This is a genomic window from Nonomuraea insulae, from assembly GCF_042656245.1.
Map to the genome: position 1 here is coordinate 158,700 of NZ_JBHSPA010000027.1, position 21,703 is coordinate 180,402.

A 21,703-nucleotide genomic window follows, 5' to 3' on the forward strand; every position below is an offset into this window, starting at 1 on the left:
CTCCTCCCCTGGTCGTACAGTAGCGTGAGCCCCGCCATGAAGCAGTTCCCCGACTCGCCGCACGCGCCCACGGAGACGCGCGGCTGGCCCCCCATCTCCGTCGTCATGCCGGTCCTCAACGAGGAGCGGCACCTCCGCGAGGCCGTCGACCAGGTCCTCGCCCAGAGCTACCCCGGTGAGATCGAGGTCGTCCTCGCCGTGGGTCCGTCCCAGGACCGCACCCAGGAGGTCGCCGACGCCATCGCGGCGGCCGACAAACGGGTGACGGTCGTGCCCAACCCCACCGGGCGCACCCCCAACGCGCTCAACGCGGCCATCGCGGCCTCCCGCAACGGCATCATCGCCAGGGTCGACGGGCACGCCATGCTGCCCTCCGACTACCTGCGCGTCGCGGTCGAGACGTTGTCGGAGACCGGTGCCGACAACGTGGGCGGCATCATGGCGGCCGAAGGGATCACCCCCTTCGAGCAGGCCGTCGCCTGCGCCATGACCTCCAAGATCGGGGTGGGCGCCGCCGCCTTCCACGTCGGGGGCACGGCCGGTCCCGCCGACACCGTCTACCTCGGCGTCTTCCGCCGCTCGGCGCTCGACCGGGTGGGCGGCTACGACGAGCACTTCCAGCGCGCCCAGGACTGGGAGATGAACCACCGCATCCGCCAGAGCGGTGGCCTGGTCTGGTTCCAGCCGCGCATGCGGGTCTCCTACCGGCCACGGCCCAACGCCAAGGCGCTGGCCAAGCAGTACTTCCACTACGGCCGGTGGCGGCGCGTGGTCTCGCGCACCCACGAGGGCACGATCAACCTGCGCTACCTCGCCCCGCCGGTCGCCGTGCTGGCGATGCTGCTCGGGCTGGTCGTCTCGCCGTTCTTCCCGCTCGCCCTGATCGTCCCCGGCGGCTACGTGGTGGCCATCGCGGCCGGCTCGGCCCTGACCGGCGGCGGCCTGTCGGCGGGCGCGAAGCTGCGGCTGCCGATCGTGTACGCGACCATGCACTGCTCCTGGGGCTGGGGATTCCTCACCAGCCCGAAGAAACTGTCCCGCCAACCCCGCTGACCTGTTCGCCCCGGCCGGGGCCCTTGGGAAAGGGCCCCGGCATCACGTCGAGAAGACGCGTTCGACGGCGGCGTTGAAGCGGGCCAGCGCGTCCGGATACTCAGGGCCGAGCAGATAGCTCCTGAGCTTGACCCGGGCCCTGGCCAGCGTGTCCTCCCCGTCCAGGAAATCGGCGAGCCCGGAGAGGTCCTCGCCGAGCAGCACACCCGCCTCCGTGCTCGGGTACCTCTCGTGGAAGGCGCCCTCGGGCAGCCCGGGGACGTTCGTCACCGCGAACGGCTTCTCGCTGGCCAGGAAGTCGGCCACCACGCTGGAGATGTCGCTGATCAGCAGGTCGCACTGGTTGAAGCAGTCGTACAGGTGCGGCTCGGCCCCGTCGACGATCAGGTGCTGGATGCGCGGCCCCGCGCCGGCGGCCCGCGACGGGTGCCGGGCCTTCGACTTGGCCAGTTCCCTCGCCTCGATCATGGTGACGATCTTGCGATGCGCCCGGGCCGCGCGCTTGTCGCGGTGCCCGGTGAGCGGGTGCGGCTTGTAGATCACGCGCAGCGGCGGCCGGTGGTCCAGCAGGGCCCGCACGATGCGCGGTCCCATGGTGATCAGCGAGGTGTGGAACAGGTCGTCGTTCCAGCCCTCCCAGGTGGGGGCGTACAGAACGGTCCGGTACGGGAGCCCCGGCCCCTCCGTCGAGATGCCTTCGAGCTGCGGCCGCCCGACCTCGTGGATGTTCTCGTCCCTGACGCCCACCTTGGCCCGCCGGTAGCGGTCGCGCCCCGCGGGCCCGGCCACCCACACCTCGTCGTACACCCGCGAGAACGGGTTGAACGAGGCCTCCTTGTCGCTGTCGCCGTGGTTGAGGAACGCGCTGCGCAGGGTCGGGATGCGCAGCATGTGGACGTTCCTGCCGACGTTGGACACGTACAGGCAGAGCTTGGCTCCCGTCAGCGCGCGGAAGCTCATCAGGTCGGCCGAGGACGGGATGCACACCATGGGCAGGCCCGTGGACTCCAGGTGGGCGGCCATGCCGCGCTCGCGCAGGACGACGATGGTCCGGCGGGAGATGCGTTCGAGCGTGGGCAGCCACATCCTGGCCTGGTAGGCGGCCGCGGTGGCGCCGGAGAAGTACAGGATGACCTCGGGGCCGTACCGCTCGATCTGCTCGCCCACGACGGCCAGGACCCGGTCGCGGTCGGTGAGGGGGGTGGCGCGGTGTACGTACGGGATGAGCGCGAGCGCCCCCGTCAGGCCCGCCGCGAGCGCCAGCCCGGCCCCCAGGGTCGCGGGGACGGCGCCGAGTACCGCGCCGAGCACCGGCAGCGCGTCCAGGTAGAGGAAGGGCACGCTGCGGGAGTCGCGCAGCGTTCTCGGCGGCAGCTTCGGGATGCGCAGCGCGGAGACGTCGATGTTGCGGGTGGTCACCGGCATCCTGGCGAGCGTCTGCCGCAGCCGCATGGCCAGCCCCGTGTGCAGGGCCCGCACCGCGTGGATCGCGAGCACGCCGGCCGCCAGCGCCACGAACCACGGTGAGTCGGCCCCCGTCGTCCGCGCGACCAGCAGCAACGCCATCGTCTCCCGGGCGGCGAAGCGCAGCGTGATCCCGAGGTGCACCTTGCCGAGCAGTTCTGGCAGGGGTCTGGCGGCGCGCGGGGCGATGTACTCGATCACGTACGAGGCCACGGCGGCCACCCCGAACACCACCGGCGCCGGCCAGAGCGCCGACACCAGCAGGACCGGGTAGCAGCCGAGCAGCGCCGCGATCACGATGAGTCTCCTCATGCGATCGCACGGTAACAACCCTCAGGTCAAGGGCCGTCCACGCGCACGTCTATGACTTGCCCTGATAGGTCGGAGATGAGGATGTCCAGCGATGTCTGAGCGACCAGCAGCGCAGACGCGCCGGTATTGACGCAGTTGACCCGGATGCCGTCGGCGGCCCATTCGCGGGCCAGCGCCCTGGTCAGCGCCGCCACCGCCGCCGCGCTCGACGAGTGCAGGGCGCCGGAGCCGGGCGGCACCTGCAGCAGCAGGCTCCCGCGCAGGTGCGGCCGGGCGGCGCGGGCCACGTTGAGCGGACCCAGGTGACCTGCGCCGACCGCGTCGAAGACGCTCTCGCCGCTCGCCCGCGCCAGGTCGCCCGTGCGGCTCGCGCCCGCCGCGAGCACCACGTGATCCACCGGGCCCACGTCGTCGAGCGCCTTGGACACGGAGTCGAAGTCCTCGACGCGCACCCCGTCGGCCCTGGTCAGCACGTGTACGCGGGCCCCGCGGGCCGGCCCCGCCGGCCCCGGCTCGCCCAGCACGACCACGACCTGCCCGGCCAGCGCGTCCGGCCCGCCCGGCGGCACGGGGGAGGGGAGCTGGAAGAGCAGCTCCGCGATGCGCAGGTCGGCCGGGTGGGTGACCTTGATGTTGTGCTCGCTGCCCTGGACCAGGTGGATCGGCACCTCGGGCAGGTAGCGCAGCACCACGCCGCAGTCGTCGGTGGCGGGCAGGTCGCCGAAGGCCGGGTCGGCCATCGCCCGCTCGTAGGCCCGCCGGATCACCGAGAGCCGGAAACACTGCGGCGTCTGGCTGCGCCGGAGCCGCGACCGGTCCAGCACCTCACCGATCACCTCGCCGCCGGCCCCGGGGACCGCCACGAAGACCGTGTCGGAGCTCGGGATCGCCACGTTGACGGCCTCGTGGATCTCCAGCGCCCTGACACACTCCGTGATGATCCGGGGCTCCAGAAGGGGGCGTACAGCGTCGTGCAGCAGCACATTGCACTCATCGGTGCCCAGCGCGGCAAGAGCCCGCCACGTGCTCTCCGTACGGCTCGCGCCCCCGTCCACCACCTGGGTGACCTTGCGGTAGCCGCCCGCGGCCACGATCTCCCGCATCCGGCCGGCGTATCCGGGCGTCATCAGCACCACGACCTCGTCGATCTCCGGCGCGCCCTCGAACACCGCCAGCGAATGCTCGATGATCGTCCTGCCCGCCACCTCGATGAGCTGCTTGGGCGTGGCGAGCCCGACCCGCTGCCCCACGCCGCCCGCGAGGAGCACCCCTACCGACCGCAGCCGTGAATCCATACCGGCAGCGTAACGGTGCTGTTCCGTGATATCGCGAGGACCGGTCGCTACGCTGTGTCTACGCACCCCCCAAGTCCACGCGCTCCACCCCGGCCGGGAGGAGACCTGGCTTTGCCCGACTCACTGACCCGCGAGAGCACGACCACATCGGTGGTGCTGCTCGCCACGACACCCGCGTGCAGGCTCTCCAGCGGCGACGGCACGCTGCTCGACCGTCTCCACGACCAGCTCGCGACGCTGTCCGTCCGCGAGGTCATGGTGGTGAGCGCGGGCGGCGGCCTCGGAGCCGACCTGCGCGGCGTCGCCAAGATCGCGCGCACCACGACGGGCGCCGTCGTGGTGCTGCCCGCCGACCTCGTGGCCCACACGGAGGCGCTCGCGCTCCTCCTGGAGCACCCCGCCCGCGGCACCGGGGCGCTGGTCGCGCACGACGCCTCCGCCTCGCCCATGCGGCCACCCGTACGCGTCGAGGGCGGCAGGATCGTCGCGGCCGGCAGCTCGTTCCACCTCGTGCCCGAGGCGAATGCCACGTTCAGGGGAGTGCTGCAGGCCGGCGAGGCTGACCTGGGCTCGCTGGCCGACGTCGCGGAGGAGCTGGCCGAGCTGGCCGACGCGGGCAGGCTCGGCCCCGTCACCCCGGTCGAGGCGGTCGACCTGCTGCTGGTCGGGCTGGTCAGGTCGGGGGTGGCGGTGCGGGCGGCGGGGCTCGGGTCGCTGCACGCCGACCGGGTGACCGGCCAGAACGCCGCCGACGCCGCCGTCGTCAAGCTGGCCGAGGTCGACGAGGCCAGGGTCAAGCTCGACACCTCGGTCAAGCAGGACGACGGCTTCTTCGCCACCTTCTTCGTCTCCACCTGGACCCGCCACCTGGTCAAGCCCGCCGTGCGGCTCAAGCTCGCGCCCAACACCGTCACCGGCATCTCGGCCGGGCTGGCCCTGCTGGCCGCCGTCTGGTTCTCGGCCGGCACCGAGGCCGGCCGGCTGGCCGGGGCGGTGCTGGTCTACCTGTCGTTCGCGCTCGACTGCCTCGACGGGCAGCTCGCCCGCTACACCCGCACCTTCTCCCCGATCGGCGCCTGGGCCGACGGCATGTCCGACCGGCTCAAGGAATACGCCGTCTACATCGGCCTGGCCTTCGGCTTCGGCGGCACCGACATCTGGTACCTCGCCGTCGCCGCCATGATCGCGCAGGTCGTCAGGCACGCCATCGACTACACCTACGAGGCCGCCGTCGCCGACGCCGCCCGCATCGGCGCCATGTGGGGCAGGCCCGCGCGCTCGCTCCTGGAGTCGCACGACGCCACGCGCTCCCCGGGCGGCGTGCTCAAGTTCGCCCAGCGGCTCGAACGTGACACGATCGCGCGCTGGCTGAAGAAGATCATCGTGCTGCCCATCGGCGAGCGGATGGCGCTGATCGCCGTCACCGCCGCCGTCTGGAACGCCCGCGTCACGTTCCTGTCGCTGCTCTGCTGGGGCGGCGTGGCGGCCCTTTACCAGCTCGCCGGACGGATCGCGAGGTCGGCAAGGTGATTTCGGTTCACATGACACCCGTTCCCAACAGCACGGTCGTGGCCTACCGCGACGACGGGCCGCTCTCGCGCGCCATGGGCCTGCTCGTCGCCGGGCAGCTCCCGCCGCTGCCCCCGGTGATCGCCGGGACGTTCGTGACGGGCGTGCTGCTGGTGATCGGCGTGGCGGGCTCCGACGGGCTGGCCGTGTTCGCGCCCGCCGTGACGCTGCTGCTGGCCGGGCCGGGCAGCACGCATCCGCACGACGGCCGCTTCGACTGGCTCGTGCCGCCGATCCTGCGGCTCATCGAATACACCTTCATCGCCGCGTGCGGGTTCGCGCACCAGCTCCACCCCGTGTTGATCTTCCTGCTCCTGGGCGCGCTAGGCTTTCACCATTACGATCTGGTCTACCGGTTGCGCCAGCACGTCTACCCGCCCCCATGGCTGGCCACGCTCGGCCTCGGCTGGGACGGGCGGATGATGGTGGTCTCGCTGGCCGCCCTGTCCGGCTGGCTGACCGGCGGTTACGTGGTGCTCGCGGTCTACCTGTGGGGGCTGTTCGGCTGGGAGAGCCTCACCTGCTGGCTCGCTGCGCCCCGATCTGGGGTGGAAGCGGCTGATATGGGAACGCAAGACTAACGCCGGATTACCCGCACGGGGTCCAAAGACGAATACTCTTTGGGCCACGGAAGTCATGCTCGACTGAGGAGTGCACGTTGCTGGGAATGGTGCTGGCCGCTGGGGCCGGACGACGCCTGCGGCCGTACACCGACACGCTGCCCAAGGCGCTCGTGCCGGTTGACGGCGAAACCACGATCATGGACATCTCGCTGCGTAATCTCGCCGAGGTGGACCTGCGGGAGGTCGTGGTCGTCGTCGGTTACGCGGCGCAGGCCGTCCACGATCGTAAGGAGGACCTGGAGAGGCGACACGGCGTCAAGCTCACCCTCGTGCACAACGACAAGGCCGAGGAGTGGAACAACGCCTACTCCCTGTGGTGCGCCCGCGACTACTTCGCCCAGGGCGCGCTGCTGGTCAACGGCGACACCGTGCACCCCGTCTCGATCGAGAAGACGCTGCTGTCGGCCCCCGAGACCAGTGACATCCTGCTGGCCGTCGACAACGTCAAGACGCTCGCCGACGAGGAGATGAAGGTCACGCTCTCCCCCGAGGGCTCGCTGCGCCGCATCACCAAGCTCATGGACCCCGCCGAAGCTTATGGCGAGTACATCGGCGCCACCCTGATCCGGCCCGGCGCGGCCGATCGGCTGGCCGACGCGCTCAAGGCCACGTTCGAGCGCGACCCCCAGCTCTACTACGAGGACGGCTACCAGGAGATGGTCGAGCGCGGCGAGTTGATCCACGCGGCGCCCATCGGCGAGGTCGACTGGGTCGAGGTGGACAACCACGACGACCTGGCCAAGGCCCGCACCATAGCCGTTCGTTACTGAGGGGGCGCGCATGCCGCTTCTCGCGAGAATGTTGCCGGCGCCCCTGACCATGGACGTCAGGCGGGGCGCGGTGGCACAGCTCGGCGCTCTGCTGGCCGACAGCCGGGTGGCGACCTCCGGCCGGGTGGCCGTGGCCGTCGGCCCCGGCCAGGGCGACCACATCGAGAGCCTGATCGCGCCCACGCTGGGCGAGGCAGAGGTGTTCAGGGTGGCCGACGGGACGGTCGACGCGGCCGTCTCGCTCGGCGCCGACCTGCGCAAGGGCGCCTACGAGGTCGTGGTGGGCGTCGGCGGCGGCAAGACGATCGACGCGACCAAATACGCCGCGTCGCTCGCCGGCATCCCCATGGTCGCCGTGGCCACCAACCTCTCCCACGACGGCATCTGCTCGCCCACCGCCTCCCTCGTGTACGAGGGCGGCAAGGGCACCTTCGGGGTGCCGATGCCGCTGGCCATCCTGGTGGACCTCGACTTCGTGCACAACGCGCCCAAGTCGCTGGTCAGGGCGGGCGTGGGCGACGTGGTGAGCAACCTGTCGGCCATCGAGGACTGGCAGCTCGGCAACGTCGAGCGCGGCGAGCCCATCGACGGGCTGGCCAGCTCGATGTCCCGCACGGCCGCCGAGGCGCTCATCGGCCGTACCGACTCCATCGAGTCCGACGCGTTCCTGACCGTGCTGGCCGAATCGCTGATTCTGTCGGGCATGTCGATGGTGGTCGCGGGCTCGTCCCGGCCCGCGAGCGGTGGAGACCATGAGATCCTTCATGCCGTGGATCAGCTCTTCCCCGGCACCTCCAACCACGGCGAGCTCGCCGGGATCGGTGCCGCCTTCTGCTTCTTCCTCAGGGAGGACGACGCCCGCGTCAAGCAGGTCGTCGACTGCCTGCGCCGGCACGAGTTGCCCGTCGTCCCGGCCGACATCGGGCTGAGCGCCGAGCAGTTCCGCGAGGTCGTCGCGCTGGCCCCGGCCACCCGCCCCGGCCGTTACACGATCCTGGAGCATCTGCGCATGCAGGACTCGGAGATCCGCGATCGGGTGGGGGACTATGTCCGGGCCTTCGGTAGCTGAGCTGCGGCAGGTGGCCCAGCCGCCGGGCCACCTGGAGCGCAGGAACGGCGAGCACTGGGCGGGCGTGCTCTACATGCGCCGCCTGTCCATCTATGTCACGTGGCTGATGGCCAAGACGTCCGTCACGCCCAACCAGCTCACCTGGGTGATGACGGTGGTCGGCATCGCGGCCGGGCCCGTGCTGGCCCTGCCGGGGCTCTGGGCGGCCGTGCTGGCCGCCCTGCTCATCCAGGTCTACCTCCTGCTCGACTGCTCCGACGGCGAGCTGGCCCGCTGGAGCGGCAAGACCTCGCTGGCCGGCGTCTACCTCGACCGGGTCGGCGCCTACTTCGCCGAGGCGGCGGTGCTGGCCGGGCTGGGCTGGCGCGCCTCGGCCGAGCTGCCCGACTGGTACACCGTGTTCGGCTTCGCCGGGGCGCTCGGCGCCATCCTCATCAAGGCGGAGAGCGATCTGGTGGAGGTGGCCAGGGCGAAGGGCGGGCTGGGAGCCGCGACGGAGGCGTCCGCGGTGCAGTTCAGGTCGGGGTTGCTGGGGCTGGGCCGGCGCCTGCTGGCGGCGACGAAGTTCCACCGGATCGTGCAGCCGATCGAGCTGTCGCTGCTCGCGCTGGCGACCGCGGTGATCGACGCGGTGACCGGTGAGATGACGGCGACCCGGGTGCTCGTCGTGGCCTGTCTGATCGCCGCGGCGGTGCAGACGGTCCTGCATCTGATCAGCATCATGGCATCGAGGCGACTTGCTTGATCCCAAGCCGGAACCGGAGAAGCTCCCCGTCCGTCGTATTGATCGGACGTCCGCCGTTCGGTGGGGGTTCACTGTCGGTTCCGATACGCTTAGCTTCACCATCCAGGACTATGCAGACCAGCAGACTCGGTGATCATGAAAGAATGCTCCGCCCGTGCTCTCAACGCGTCAGGACGATGATTCGTTGAAGATCTCGTGCGTCATCCTCACCATGGGTAACCGGGTCGCGGAGCTGAACCGGGCGGTCGAGTCCGCGCTCAACCAGGTCGACGGCGACGTCGAGGTGGTGATCGTGGGCAACGGTGCCGACGTGCCCGCGGTGTCGGCGACGCCACCCGAGGGGTCGGCCGCGGTCGTGAAAGCGATCCGGCTCGACCAGAACACGGGCATCCCCGCCGGCCGTAACCGCGGCGTCGAGGAGTGCTCGGGAGACGTCGTACTGTTTCTCGACGACGACGGCTGGTATGCCAGCCAGAAGGTCGTCGCGCACGTGCGCGACCGTTTCGCCACCGAGCCGGACCTGGCGGTGATCTCCTTCCGGGTCATGGACCCGGACGGCGGCATCGGCCAGCGGCGGCACGTTCCGCGCCTGCGCGCCGGCGACCCGCAGCGATCCTCCCCGGTCACCACGTTCCTGGGCGGCGCCTCGGCGATCAGGCGTTCGGCCTTCCTCCAGGTGGGCGGCCTGCCCGAGAAGTTCTTCTACGCCCACGAGGAGACCGACCTGGCCTGGCGGCTGCTGGGCGAGGGCTACCGGATCGAATACGACGCCGAGACGGTGATGTACCACCCGCAGGTGCCGCCGACCCGCCACACCGAGTTCTACCGGCTCAACGCCCGTAACCGGGTCTGGCTGGCCCGCCGCAACCTGCCGTGGCCGCTGGCCGTCCTCTACCTCACCAACTGGGTCGTGCTCACCCTGGTGCGCGAGCGCTCCTCCTCCGGCGCGCTCAAGGCGTGGTTCTCCGGCTTCTTCGAGGGGTTGCGCAGCCCGGCAGGCGAGCGCCGGCCGATGGCCTGGCGCACCGCCTGGCGGATGGTCAAGCTCGGCCGCCCGCCGATCGTCTAGGCCTGCGCCGCCTCTCCGAAGCTCATCGCGGCGTGCGCGATCGTCGTGCTGAACATGGCCCGCTTGGGCAGCCCCAGCTCGCTCAGCTCCTTGGCGATGGGATGGTTGCCCAGGCGGATCAGCGCGCCGCCCGGACGAATCCTGGCGCCGCGGGCCCGCACGGACCAGGGCACGCGCCGCGTGACCCCGTCGCGGTGGGTGTAGGCCGCCATCGGCGCCATCGCGGTGGCGCCGAGCACGGGGACACCCGGCTTGATCAGCATGTCCAGCACGAGCCGGCCGTCCTTGCGCAACACACACCTCTTGTACGGCGACCCCAGCCGCAACTCGATGTCGGCCAGCTCCTTGGGGAACCCCCACAACGTCCGCCCGGCCTCCAGCGTGAACCGCTGGTCCACCGGCAGCCAGTGCACGAACACCCCGGCCTGCCGCAGATCTCCCAGCCCCGTGGAGCCTGTGGAGCCCGGAGGGCGCACCAGGAAGGCCATGCCGAACTCGTGGTAGGCGTCGAGGTCACCGTCGCGGTAGTCCACGAACAGCAGCACGCAGACGGCCTTGCCGGGCAGGACCTCGGCCACGTCTAGGCCGGAGTACGCGATCACCGCCCTGGCGGCGTCGGCACGCACCGGGTAGAAGGCGCTGCACACTTCTGCGTCCCTCACCCGTACAGGCATGCCCACCGTCCGGCCCTGGATCAGATGCGATGCCATGGACCCAGTACATCAACCCCCAAGCCGTGTGACCATTCCCGGCCCGGTGGCGTCTAGGTGTCATGTGAATTCTGAGGGCGCCCGTCGCCTTCGGCCTCGGCCGTTCTCAGACGGCCAGCGCGTGGGTGGTGACGCCGGCCCACGACTCGGCGCGGCGGACGAAGGCGGCGGCGTGGTCCGGCCAGTGGTGGCGCATTCGCGCCTCCACGTGTCCCAGCTCGCCCAGCTTCGCCCGTCGTACCGGGTCCTCCTTCAGGTCCAGTACGGCGTTCAGCACCGCGTCCACCTCCAGCGGCACCACGAGCCCGCACCCGGCGCCCTCGACCAGCGAGGCGCCCTGCGGGGTCGTGATCACCGGGAGCCCGCGGCCCATGTAGTCCATGATCTTCGTGGGCACGTACCGGACGGTGTCGTCGGCCAGCGAGAGGCCGGCCAGGGCGCCCTCGGCCATGCGCAGGGCGTGCCGGTTGGGCACGTACCCGAACCAGTCGAGCAGGCCCACCCGCTGCGCGTCCCGCAGCAGCGGGCGGATCTCGCGGGCGGCCGAGCCGATCAGGTCCAGCCGGACGCCGTGCGGGACCAGGCGCTCGGCCAGCCCGATCAGCTCCGTCACGCCGCGCTCGGCCGACAGGCGGCCGATGTGCACGACCCTGGTGTCGCCGGGAGGAGGCGGGCTGGACGACACCAGGGTCGCTTCCGGGACCACGGCGGGGGTGATCACCTGGTGGCGGCGCCCGGCGCGGGCGATCTGCCGTGGGGAGACCTGCTCGCGTACGTCCCAGACGACCGGAGGGCGCCGGTGGGGCAGCGCGCGCAGCAGCCGGTGGTCGTGCACGATCAGCAGGTCGGCGCCCCGTACGCCGCGTCTGAGCGCGCCGCGGGCCCGGCCGGGCGAGGCGTGGCGGGCCACGTCCACCGCGGTGAGCCCCATGGCCGGGGTCACGTTGAAGTAGGTGAACGGCGCGACGTAGGTCACCTCGTGGCCCGCGTCGAGCAGCGCCCGGATCTGCCTGTGCATGATCCGGGCGTCCTCGGGATGATGGACGGTGGTGGCGACACATGCGCGCATGTGTCGATGCTCCGCGCCTACCAGGTCAAAGGCGTTAATGCAGGCGGAACGGTCGCTTAACTTCGGGAGGGCCGGCGATAGAGCCAGGTCAGCCGAGGCTCCAGCACCCACTTGAAGACCGTACGGGTCTCCGGCAGGCACAGGATGATGGCCAGCGCGAAGCAGGTCGAACTGATCGCCAGCACGCCGAGCGGCCCGTACAGCCACGGGAACTCCAGCCAGCCCATCTCCTTGGCGATCAGCACGGGAATGCCGTGGAGCAGGTAGCAGTAGAGCGTGCGGGTGCCGAGATCGGTGAACCACGTCTCGCGTCTGGGCACCAGCGCCAGCACGGCCAGGCACATGGCCAGCGCGCACACCAGCAGGCCGGTGCGCACGCCGAGCCCCATCCACCACGACAGGTGGAGGTCCTTGTAGCTGCTCTTGAAGTAGAACGGGCTGAGCTTCGCCATGGGCGCGAGATAGATCGCCACCGCCGCCGCGCAGGCGATCGTGACCCCTGAGAGGATCTTGATCCAGCGGCGGTTGAGCATCTCGAAGTGTTCGGGCTGCATCACCAGGCCGATGACGAAGAACGGCAGCAGGCCGAAGAACCGGTCCATGCTGAAGTCACCAGAGATCTGCGACAACCCGGCGAACAGGTAGATCGCGATCGCCACCGGCACGGGGTATTTCATCCGCTTCCACACCGGTGTGGACAACCGCCAGAACAGCAGCGCCAGCAGATACCAGTTGAGCCACGACGGATCGATGATCGTCAGGCTCCACTTCTGGCCCACGGAGAAGCGCAGCGCGGCGTAGCCGACCTCGACGATCACGTACGGGATCAGGAACGTGTCGACCAGTTTGTTGGTCTTGGCGTTGGAGTTCCAGAAGTTCCTGGACAGGTAGCCGCTGACCAGCACGAACAGCGGCATGTGGAAGGTGTAGATGAAGATGTAGACCGCCCGCGCCGAGTCGGCGGACAGCGTCGGCACCAGCGAGTGCCCGATCGGCACCAGCGCGATCAGCACGAACTTGACGTTGTCGAGGAACGGGTCGCGCTTGCGCTTGGGCTTGTCCTGCTGCGGCTGCGGCTCGGGCTGCTCCTGACGCCCCTCCCCGGACTCCGGGGCCTGCGCCACCGCCGCCTGCGGCTGGGGCTCGCCGGGGACGATCCCGTGCGGATCGGTGGACTCGCTCCAGAAATTCTCTTCCGGCAGCGGCCACCGGGCTCCCGTGTCGGCGGGCCCCTCCTGGTCAGGACTCCGAGGGGTCGTGGCCGGTTTGGAGGATCTGATCTCAGACACAGGGGGAGTCGCTCAGCTTCGCTCGGGGCCGGGGGACACGACGACCACAACCCTTGTGTCGCGCTGCGTCGCCGACCCGGAACACACTATCCCGCCTTCGAGGGTCCTGTCTCTCGCAGTGGTCCAGAACGCCCGGTTACACAGGGAACTTGGAGCCTCAGGTGCAGACGTTCTTCTGGTCGGAGGCGGTGATGGTGCTGTTGTTGACGCTGTCGGGCAGCTTCGTCACCTTGATCGAATCGAAGTCCTCGCCGACCACGAGCTGCATCACCGGAGTGCCCTTCAGCCCGGCTCCCGCCGTGGCGCCGGCCGTGGTCGTGTACGGCTGCGCCCCGACAGCCGGCACCTTGCCCGCCGCGGACGTCGGCTTGGGCAGGACGGAGCCGGCCAGCGCGCCCGCGTGGTCGGGTGCCGAGGCGACCGTCTTGGCGTAGTGGATCTCCGTCTTCGCCACGCTCGCCCCGCCGGCCGCCTGGTAGTTGCCCACCTCGACGACGTTGAAGCCCTGCTTGGCCAGCTCGTCGGCGACCTCGCGGGCCTTGCCGAAGGTCTTGGTGCCGTTGAGCACCTGGACCTTCACCTGCTCCGGCTTGAGGGCGACCTTGGGCTTGGCGCTCGCGCTGGCACTCGGCGACGGGGTCGTGACCTCGGTGTCGGTCTTGATCGAGGTGAACAGCTCGGTGGCGTCCGGTTCCTTCCAGACCACCCGGTTCTTGTCCACAGGGTCGGGTCCCCACGGGATCGTGGTGAACTTGACCCCGCTGGCCGTCATCTCCTTCGCGCTCGTCGCGATCTGGAGGAGTTGTTCGGTGTCGTTGGCCAGCTCCGGGTCCATGGTGACCGAGCCGGCCGCGGCGGCGATGAAGTCCCTCAGGCGGCCCACGTCGGTGAGCAGTTCGCTGCTGGTGGCCTTGGCGACGACCTTGCTCAGGAAGATCTGCTGGCGCTTGATGCGCTGGATGTCGCTGCCGTCGCCGTATTTGCGCAGGCGTACGTAGCCGAGCGCCTTCTCGCCGTTGAGCAGGCTCTTGCCGGGCGGCAGCACCAGCTTGGAGGCCTTGTCGTTGACGCCGGACTGCAGGCAGATCTCGATGCCGCCGAGCGCGTCCACGATGTTCTTGAAGCCGCTGAAGTCGACCTCGACGAAGTGGTTGACGCGGATGTTGGTGAGGGTCTCGATGGTGGAGATCGTGCAGGCGATGCCGCCGGAGTTGTAGGCTGAGTTGATCATGTCCCGGCGCGGGGGCATCTCCTGCTTGGTGGCCTCGTTCTTGCACTTCGGGATCTGCACCATGGAGTCGCGCGGGAAGCTGATCAGACGAGCCTGGTCCCGGTTGGGCGACAGATGCAGGAGAATGATCGTGTCCGTGCGCTTGCCGCCGGCGTCCGCCTCCCTGGCCAGTTTCTGGCCATATCTGGCGTTGCCGTCTCCGGCCCGCGTGTCCGAGCCCACGAGCAGCACGTTGAGCGCGCCCGTGTCCGGGGGGCGCGGGTTGATGATGTCCTCCTTGACGCTCTTCTCCTTGATGTTGCCGAAGGCGTCGCGGTAGAGCACATAACCGGTCAGCGCGCCCCCGACCATCACCGCGGTGAGACCGATGCTGACCCAGGCCAGCACGCGCATCTTGGTCTGGCCGCCGCCCCCTTCCGAGCGGTGGCCGCGCGGGGGGCGGTCGTCGGGCGGTGGTGGCGGCGGTGGTGGGGCCGCGGCGGCCTGCCTGCGGGCCATCCTGCTGCCGGGCTGTGTGGGAGCACTTCGGTGATCCTGCATGGAATCGACTACCGGCACGCCTCTGTAGTCACTCATACGCCCCCCAGTCTCACTCCAGGCGCCGTCGGCTCGGTTGCTCCGCGCCACGAGACCAGGTCGCGTACGGCGTGGCCCGAGTCGTGATCGTGGGGAACGGTCGTGACCCGGGCGTGATGTTTTCGCGGCACAGCATACTCAGAGCCGGACATTGGGTGGAATATCATCGCCAAACTCTTTCCTGCCACCGGACTGTGCTTGCACGTCAGGCCTGATGCAGAGAGCCGCCGCCAAACAGGCCAGGGGTACGGCCGGCAGCACATACCGGTAGTCGAACTCGGCGGCCGCGGCCGGTGTGATCAGCAGCACTATGGCCGCCGACCAGGGCACCAGCCAGGCCGGATCCGCCGTCAGGCGCCTTCCGTTACGCCTGCGGGCGATCGCCGCCACCGGTGGCACGAGCAGGACCCCCAAGAGCACCAGGCCGGGCAGCCGGGCCATGCTCTGATAGGCCCGCAGCCATCCGGCGTAAGGCTCGACGATCTCCGTGCCGATCGCACCCTGCTCGTAGAGCTTGGCATACTCGGCGCCGACCTGCGCGGGATAGCGCCCAGGTGGTCCAGGCTCGGTCGTCGGGAACTGGTAATAGCCGTAGACCTCGGGATCCGGGTAGACCGGGCGATCCCAGCTGAAGCTGCGCACCAGTTCTGTCAGCACCGAGGAGGCGTAGTCGAGCGGCTGGCTGGTCACCGCCAGCATCGCGAACCTCGCCGCCAGGTCGTCGTTCTCCTTCGAGAACGTGATGTCCGGCAGCAGCACCAAGGGGGAGTCCCTGGCCCAGATGTACTCCTGCGACGGGGGCCGCCGCTCCGGGGGGCGCGGGTCGCACAGGACCTTGAGGTCGGGCGGGGGGTCCATCTTGGCGCAGTCGGCGAAGGACATCGTGCGGGCGTACAGGAAGACGCCGTTCGCGCCGACCAGGCCGACACGCTGGTAGGTGGCATAGAACCACGCGCCGTACGCGATGATCGGCACCAGCGCGGCGGCCACCAGCACGCCCGCCAGCCTGATCCGGCCGCGCAGCACGAACCAGGCCGCCAGGACGACGATGAGCGGCTGACCCACGGTCCTGGTGAGGGTGGCGGCGGCCAGCAGCAGGCCGATGCCCGCGACGGTCGCACCGCGCCGCGTCTCGCACAGGGCCACGGCGGCGACGACCAGGAACATGAACAGCGCGTCGGAGACGAGCAGATGCTCCAGCTCCACCTGGTACGCGTCCAGCAGCACCGGAACCGTGGCCAGCGTCGCCACCCACCTCGGCGCCCTGCGCGCGGCCCGGTAGATCAGGACGCCGGTGGCCAGGCCCAGCAGGTGCTGCGCCACCGTGACCGCGCCGAAGGCGTGCAGTGGCTCCAGCAGCTTGAGGAACATGGAGTAGCCGGCCGGGCGTACCAGGTCGGGGCGGGGTTTGAAGACGGTGACGATGTAGGTGTAGGTGTCGGGGAACCAGAGGGCGGGGCGGTATCCGGCCATGGCCAGGGCCCGCAGGGCTGTGCCCACGGCCAGCACGGCCAGGAACCACGCGTGCCGCCGCAACCAGGGCTTCGGGTCGCGCGGCAGGCGGCGTCGGCCGCGGCCGGTCTTGGCGGGCTCCTCCTGGCGAGCCTCCGACATCAACCGCACGCCCTCCCACTTCTCCGGCACGGCCCCCCGTAGGTGCGTATTCCGCTACCTGCGGCGCCCCGCTGAACGCGGGTCACCGTACGCTACCCGCGCTCGCGCGTTCGCCGTGCCGTGCTCCAGCGCGGGTGGGGACACGCGTGTGCGGACCGGGGCGGGGACGGTGGGTGTGGGAGGTTGGGTACGCTCGCTCGACGATGGAACTTGATCGACCCGGCCGAGCGCTCGCCGTGATATCCGTTCTGCCCGCGCTGGCCGTGGCGGGCTGGCTGCTGGTGGGCCTGCCGCTTCTCCTGCTCGGCCGGTACGCCCCCCTGCCCGCCACGCTGCTCGGGCTGCCCGCGGTAGCGCTGCTGTGCTGGGCGGGCACGCGGCGACTGGGCGGGAGCGGCCTGCGGGCCAGGGCCGCGTCGCGTGCGGCCGGGGCCGTCTCGGCGGACAGTACGGGCGCGACCTCGACCGGCACGGCCGCCGTGTGGCACGTCGCCGGGGTGGTGGCGGTGGCGGTCGCGTCGGGGGTGTTCAACGCGATCATGCACAGCGAGCAGGTCGCCATCAGACGAGACCCGGCGACGTACGCGCAGTACGCCGCCTGGATCGCCGGTCACGGCTCGCTGCCGATCCCCGCCCAGGCCGAGGCGTTCGGCGGCGCCGACGGGCTGGCCTTCGCGAGCGTCGGGTCCTACGCCGTGGACGGGTCGGTGGTGCCGCAGTTCATGCCGGGCCCGCCGATGATGTTCGCGATCGGCAACTGGCTCGGCGCGCCGTTCATGATCCCGGCCGTGCTGGGCGCGCTGGCCGTGCTCACGGTGGCCGGGGTGGTGGCGCGGCTGGCGGGGGCGCGATGGGCGGTGGTGGCCGCGCTGGCATTCGCGGTGAGCATGCCGATCCTGTACACCTCGCGCACCACGTTCAGCGAGATCCCGTCGCTCATCCTGCTGTTCGGCGGCCTGGCCCTCGCCTACGACGCGCTCGAACGGCCGACGTGGGGAAGGGGGCTGCTGGCGGGCCTGGTGTCCGGGCTGGCCGTGCTGGTCAGGATCGACGGACTGCGTGACGTGCTGCCGGTGCTGGCGTTCGCGGGCCTGCTGATCGCGATGCGGCGCTTGGGCAGGCCGCAGGGGATGCTGGGGCTGCCGCTGCTGGCCGGGCTGGTGGCCGGGGCGGGAATCGGGATGTCGGCGGCGTACCTGCTGGCTCGTCCCTACCTTGACTATCTGTCCGCTTCGGTGAAGCCGCTGCTGCTCATCTGCGCCGCCGTCCTCGTGGTCATCCTCATCGGTACGGCCGCCGCCCCCGCCCTGGCCAGGATCCGGCTGCCGAAATGGGCCCCTAGGGCGGGCGGCGCGCTGGTCGTGCTGCTGATGGCGGCCCTGTACGCCCGCCCGTGGTTCCAGACCGTGACCCGCGTCCCGAGCAACTCGGACGACTACCGCACGTTCGAGATGATCAAGCAGATCCAGCGCGCCAACGGCCTGCCCATCGACGGCACCCGGCTCTACTTCGAGAACTCCCTGCACTGGGTCGCCTGGTACGTCGGACTCCCCACCGTCGTGCTGGCCACGCTCGCCGCCGCTCTGCTCGTCCGCCGGTTGCTGCGCGACGGCGCGCCGTTCGAGTGGCTGCTGCCTCTGGCGGTCGTGGGCTGGACGACGGTGTCGACGCTCATCCGGCCCGAGATCACACCCGACCACCCGTGGGCCGCCCGCCGCCTGGTCCCGATCGTGATCCCGGGGATGATCCTGCTGGCCGCGTACGGACTGGCCCGGCTGCGCAGCCTGTTCGACCGGCACGGGCCGCACGTCAGGAAGTGGGGGACGGCGCTGGCCGTCGCGCTGGTGCTCGTGCCGCCGGTCGTGACCTCGATCGGGACCGCGTTCACGCCGGTCGAGCGGGGCGAGGCGGCGGCGGTCGAGGCGATGTGCGCGCGGATCCCGGCCGACGCCTCGGTGCTGATCGTGGAGCGGGTCACGGCCGACCGCTTCACCCAGGTCATACGTGGCATGTGCGGCAAACCGGCGGCCTTTGTGGACCGGGAGGGCCACGAGACCGCCCCCGAGGACAACGTCCGCCGCCAGATCGACCGGGTGCGCGCGGCGGGCCGCGTCCCCGTCGTGCTGGGCGCCGAGCAGGGGCAGGTCTCCATGTACGGGACGACGTCGCAAGTGGTGGAACTGGTCACCCGCCAGGACGAACGCTCGCTCACCGAGGCCCCCAACGGCACGTGGTCCCTGCGGATGAACGTGTGGATGGCGGTCGCCTGACCGGCGCTGGAAAAGCCACGCGTCAAATGGGCCAAACTAGGAGAAGAACCCCCGAATCGGGAGCTCCCGCTGGGCCGATGTGCACCCGTCTGCCAGTTGGGCAGAGTAACCTCGACCCCCGTGAGCACGCTTGAGACCCCCAAGAGTGGAATTGCCGTGGAAGAAGCGCCGTACGTCACGATCGTCCTGCCCTGCTACAACGAGCAGGATCACGTCATCGACGAGGTGGAGCGCATCACCAAGGCGATGGACTCGAGCGGCTACACCTACGAGCTCGTCGCCGTGGACGACTGTTCGACCGACTCCACGCTGGCCAAGTTGCAGGAGGCCGCGCCCGGCTTCCCCAACCTGCGCATCCGCGCCTTCCACCGCAACGGCGGCGCCGGCACCGTGCGGCGGATCGGCTCGCAGGAGGCCAAGGGCGAGATCGTCGTCTGGACCGACGCCGACATGTCCTACGCCAACGAGCGCATCCCCGAGCTGGTGCAGATCCTGGAGAAGGACGCGACGGTCGACATGGTCGTCGGCGCGCGCACCAGCGAGGAGGGCTCGCACAAGCTGCTGCGGGTGCCCGCCAAGTGGGTGATCCGCAAGGTGGCGGAGAAGCTGGCCGGGCAGAAGATCCCCGACCTCAACTCCGGGCTGCGCGCCTTCCGCAAGTCGGTGGCCCGCCCCTACCTGCGGCTGCTGCCCCCCGGGTTCTCCTGCGTCACCACGATCACCCTGTCGTTCCTGTCCAACCAGCACGACGTCCACTACCTGCCGACCGAGTACGCCAAGCGGGCCGGGAAGTCGAAGTTCAGCTTCGTCTCCGACGCCTACCGCTACATCCTGCAGGTGTTGCGGATGATCATGTACTTCAACCCGCTCAAGGTGCTCATGCCGCCGGCGTTGTGGCTGGTGGTCATCGGGTTCGTGAAGGGCATCTGGGACATGATCCAGCACCCGTTCTACTTCCCGGCCAACACCGTCATGATCTTCCTGTCCGGGATGCTGATCGGGTCCGTGGCTCTGCTCGCCGACCTGATCGTGCGCTCGCGGGGAGAGTGACGTTGCGGATCGCGATCGTCGGCCCGACCTATCCGTACAAGGGGGGCGGGGCGCAGCACACCACCGAGCTGGCGCACCGCCTGACGGCGCTCGGCCACGACGTGGTGATCGAGTCGTGGCGGGCGCAATACCCGTCGTTCCTCTATCCGGGACAGCAGACGATCTCCGCGCCCGAGGGCACGCCCTACCCGAAGACCGCGCGGCGGCTCGACTGGCGGCGGCCCGACGGCTGGGTGGCGGCCGGACGGCGCTCGCGCTCGGCCGACCTGGTGGTGCTGGCGGTCCTGAGCCCGGTGCAGGTTCCCCCCTACCTGGGCATTCTGTACGGGACGGGGAAGAAGACCCATACGGTCGCGCTCTGCCATAACGTGCTGCCGCACGAGCCGAAACCCTACGATCAGCCCCTGATGAAGGCCCTGCTCAAGCGGGTCGACGGCGTGCTGACCCACTCCGAGCAGCAGGCGGAGCTGGCGCGCGGGCTCACGGGCAGGCCGGTCACCGTGGCGGGGATGCCGCCGCACCTGCCCTCGACGACCGCGGAGCGCTCCACGCGGGTGCACCGCAGGTTGCTCTTCTTCGGCATGGTGCGACCGTACAAGGGGCTGGACCTGCTGCTGCGGGCGTTGCCCGACGGGGTCTCCCTGACGGTCGCCGGCGAGTTCTGGGGCGGGCTGGAGGAGACGAAGGCGCTGGTCGGCGAGTTGGGCCTCGGGGACCGGGTGGAGCTGCGGCCCGGCTACGTGGCGGCCGAGGACGTGCCGAAGTTGTTCGCCGCGGCCGACGCGCTCGTGTTGCCGTACCGGAATGCCACGGCCAGCCAGAACGTCTGGCTCGGGCACGAGCACGGCGTGCCGGTGATCGCCACCCGCGTCGGCGCGCTGGCCGAGCACATCACCGACGGCGTGGACGGGCTGCTGGTCGAGCCGGGCGACGCCGGCGCGCTGCGGCAGGTGCTCGAGCGGTTCTACGCCTCCGGCGAGCCCGAGAGGTTGCGGTCGGGCGTCAAGGCGGTCGATCCCGAGCCGTTCTGGTCGGCGTACGCGGGGGCGCTGCTCGGCGCCTGACGGCCCAGCAGGAACGCGATGCCCGCGGCCGCCGCGTCGGCCAGTGTGAACGCCAGCCGCGACACGATCGCCACCGCCAGCGCGGCGGGCGTGCCGAGGATCGGCCCGAGCACCAGCACCAGGGCGCCCTCCCTGACCCCGACGCCGGCCGGCACCACGACGGTCAGGATCCCGGTCGCCCAGGCGAAGGCGTAGGCCCCGGTCGCGATGACGTAGAGGTCGGCGCGGCCCGCGACGAGCCAGATGTGCACGCCGTACACGAGCCAGCCGAGCGCCGTCCACGCCACCGCCACGACCACGGTCCTGCCGGGCAGCGCGCTCTCCAGCGGCTCCCTGCGGGCGATGCGCAGCGCCAGGTTGAGCCCCCAGGTGAGCACCTTGGGATGCAGGCACACGATGATCACCGGCACGAGCAGCACCAGGTACCAGGCTTCGCGCACCGCCTCCAGCGAGCCCAGCGTGGCCGCGGCGATCGAGATCGCCACCCCGAGGTTGATCACCAGCCCCAGCGAGATCGTCGCGAACGTACGCCGCGGCGGGCTCCCGTGATCGCGGCCGAGCTCCATCATCGCCGCGTACGCCCACACAGCCCCGGGAATGTACTTCCCGAGCTGCCCCACGAACATGATCCGCCCCGCGATCCGCACCGGCACCCGCGTGCCGAGCCCCGCCAGGATCTCCCGCCAGGCCAGCAGCATGAAGAACTGGCCGAGCAACACGGCGGCGAACGCCCCGAGCACCGACCACGCCGACATCGCGCCGACGGCGGTCGTGGTCTCGTCCCAGTTCGTGGCCAGCCCGTAGCCCAGGAAACCGATCGCGACCAGGGCGAGGAGGATGCGCAACAGGCGGCGGAGCATT

Annotated in this window: 18 protein-coding genes; 10 read left to right on the forward strand and 8 right to left on the reverse strand. The window is 70.5% G+C overall.

What is annotated here, in order from left to right; genetic code table 11:
* Nucleotides 1-36: 36 nt before the first annotated feature.
* Complete coding sequence (locus ACFPZ3_RS23070) at nucleotides 37-1,053, forward strand: glycosyltransferase family 2 protein (RefSeq protein WP_379516276.1); 1,017 nt, start codon at nucleotides 37-39, stop codon at nucleotides 1,051-1,053.
* A 42-nt stretch (nucleotides 1,054-1,095) separates the two neighbouring features.
* Here ACFPZ3_RS23070 and ACFPZ3_RS23075 read toward each other — a convergent pair whose 3' ends face one another.
* Nucleotides 1,096-2,829 carry a CDP-glycerol glycerophosphotransferase family protein gene (locus tag ACFPZ3_RS23075; protein WP_379516277.1) on the reverse strand — a complete coding sequence of 578 codons (1,734 nt, stop codon included), beginning with the start codon at nucleotides 2,827-2,829 and terminating at the stop codon, nucleotides 1,096-1,098.
* Nucleotides 2,830-2,855: 26 nt separating this feature from the next.
* Nucleotides 2,856-4,124, reverse strand: coding sequence for an SDR family NAD(P)-dependent oxidoreductase (locus tag ACFPZ3_RS23080; protein ID WP_379516278.1), 1,269 nt, complete (start codon nucleotides 4,122-4,124; stop codon nucleotides 2,856-2,858).
* 111 nt (nucleotides 4,125-4,235) lie between these two features.
* On the opposite strand from ACFPZ3_RS23080, the gene ACFPZ3_RS23085 reads away from it, so the two are divergent.
* The 6 genes from ACFPZ3_RS23085 to ACFPZ3_RS23110 all read left to right on the forward strand — a co-directional run bounded on the left by ACFPZ3_RS23085 (nucleotide 4,236) and on the right by ACFPZ3_RS23110 (nucleotide 9,969).
* Nucleotides 4,236-5,654 carry a CDP-alcohol phosphatidyltransferase family protein gene (locus ACFPZ3_RS23085; RefSeq protein WP_379516279.1) on the forward strand — a complete coding sequence of 473 codons (1,419 nt, stop codon included), beginning with the start codon at nucleotides 4,236-4,238 and terminating at the stop codon, nucleotides 5,652-5,654.
* Nucleotides 5,655-5,665: 11 nt separating this feature from the next.
* Nucleotides 5,666-6,274, forward strand: a complete 609-nt coding sequence (locus ACFPZ3_RS23090) for a DUF5941 domain-containing protein (RefSeq protein WP_379516280.1) — start codon at nucleotides 5,666-5,668, stop codon at nucleotides 6,272-6,274.
* 77 nt (nucleotides 6,275-6,351) lie between these two features.
* A complete protein-coding gene (locus ACFPZ3_RS23095; protein WP_379516281.1) occupies nucleotides 6,352-7,086 on the forward strand; it encodes a phosphocholine cytidylyltransferase family protein in 735 nt (244 codons plus the stop codon).
* Between the two features lie 28 nt (nucleotides 7,087-7,114).
* Nucleotides 7,115-8,155: an iron-containing alcohol dehydrogenase family protein gene (locus ACFPZ3_RS23100; RefSeq protein WP_379516709.1), complete on the forward strand. Its 1,041-nt coding sequence runs from the start codon at nucleotides 7,115-7,117 to the stop codon at nucleotides 8,153-8,155.
* Complete coding sequence (locus ACFPZ3_RS23105) at nucleotides 8,133-8,900, forward strand: CDP-alcohol phosphatidyltransferase family protein (RefSeq protein WP_379516282.1); 768 nt, start codon at nucleotides 8,133-8,135, stop codon at nucleotides 8,898-8,900. Before ACFPZ3_RS23100 ends, ACFPZ3_RS23105 begins: the two co-directional genes overlap by 23 nt.
* Nucleotides 8,901-9,084: 184 nt before the next feature.
* Entirely contained in the window at nucleotides 9,085-9,969 is an 885-nt protein-coding gene (locus ACFPZ3_RS23110; protein ID WP_379516283.1) for a glycosyltransferase family 2 protein, read from the forward strand.
* Here ACFPZ3_RS23110 and ACFPZ3_RS23115 read toward each other — a convergent pair.
* The 5 genes from ACFPZ3_RS23115 to ACFPZ3_RS23135 all read right to left on the reverse strand — a co-directional run bounded on the left by ACFPZ3_RS23115 (nucleotide 9,966) and on the right by ACFPZ3_RS23135 (nucleotide 16,488).
* Entirely contained in the window at nucleotides 9,966-10,679 is a 714-nt protein-coding gene (locus ACFPZ3_RS23115) for an acetoacetate decarboxylase family protein (RefSeq protein WP_379516284.1), read from the reverse strand. The two genes, ACFPZ3_RS23110 and ACFPZ3_RS23115, sit on opposite strands and share 4 nt — an antisense overlap.
* A gap of 106 nt (nucleotides 10,680-10,785) precedes the next feature.
* Entirely contained in the window at nucleotides 10,786-11,748 is a 963-nt protein-coding gene (locus ACFPZ3_RS23120) for a glycosyltransferase (RefSeq protein WP_379516285.1), read from the reverse strand.
* A gap of 56 nt (nucleotides 11,749-11,804) precedes the next feature.
* Nucleotides 11,805-13,037: an acyltransferase family protein gene (locus ACFPZ3_RS23125; RefSeq protein ID WP_379516286.1), complete on the reverse strand. Its 1,233-nt coding sequence runs from the start codon at nucleotides 13,035-13,037 to the stop codon at nucleotides 11,805-11,807.
* Nucleotides 13,038-13,194: 157 nt separating this feature from the next.
* The gene (locus ACFPZ3_RS23130) at nucleotides 13,195-14,808 is read right to left on the reverse strand and encodes an LCP family protein (RefSeq protein ID WP_379516287.1); all 1,614 of its coding nucleotides are present in this window, start codon (nucleotides 14,806-14,808) and stop codon (nucleotides 13,195-13,197) included.
* Nucleotides 14,809-14,982: 174 nt separating this feature from the next.
* Nucleotides 14,983-16,488: a hypothetical protein gene (locus tag ACFPZ3_RS23135; protein WP_379516288.1), complete on the reverse strand. Its 1,506-nt coding sequence runs from the start codon at nucleotides 16,486-16,488 to the stop codon at nucleotides 14,983-14,985.
* Nucleotides 16,489-16,661: 173 nt separating this feature from the next.
* Here ACFPZ3_RS23135 and ACFPZ3_RS23140 point away from each other — a divergent pair, with 173 nt between their 5' ends.
* The 3 genes from ACFPZ3_RS23140 (at nucleotide 16,662) to ACFPZ3_RS23150 (ending at nucleotide 20,842) form a co-directional block, all read left to right on the forward strand.
* Nucleotides 16,662-18,728: a glycosyltransferase family 39 protein gene (locus tag ACFPZ3_RS23140; RefSeq protein ID WP_379516289.1), complete on the forward strand. Its 2,067-nt coding sequence runs from the start codon at nucleotides 16,662-16,664 to the stop codon at nucleotides 18,726-18,728.
* A gap of 120 nt (nucleotides 18,729-18,848) precedes the next feature.
* Nucleotides 18,849-19,778 (forward strand): glycosyltransferase family 2 protein, encoded by a 930-nt coding sequence (locus ACFPZ3_RS23145; protein ID WP_379516290.1) that lies wholly within the window; start codon nucleotides 18,849-18,851, stop codon nucleotides 19,776-19,778.
* A 2-nt stretch (nucleotides 19,779-19,780) separates the two neighbouring features.
* Complete coding sequence (locus ACFPZ3_RS23150; protein WP_379516291.1) at nucleotides 19,781-20,842, forward strand: glycosyltransferase family 4 protein; 1,062 nt, start codon at nucleotides 19,781-19,783, stop codon at nucleotides 20,840-20,842.
* Here ACFPZ3_RS23150 and ACFPZ3_RS23155 read toward each other — a convergent pair.
* Nucleotides 20,743-21,702 carry a lysylphosphatidylglycerol synthase transmembrane domain-containing protein gene (locus ACFPZ3_RS23155; RefSeq protein ID WP_379516292.1) on the reverse strand — a complete coding sequence of 320 codons (960 nt, stop codon included), beginning with the start codon at nucleotides 21,700-21,702 and terminating at the stop codon, nucleotides 20,743-20,745. The two genes, ACFPZ3_RS23150 and ACFPZ3_RS23155, sit on opposite strands and share 100 nt — an antisense overlap.
* Nucleotide 21,703 lies beyond the last annotated feature (1 nt).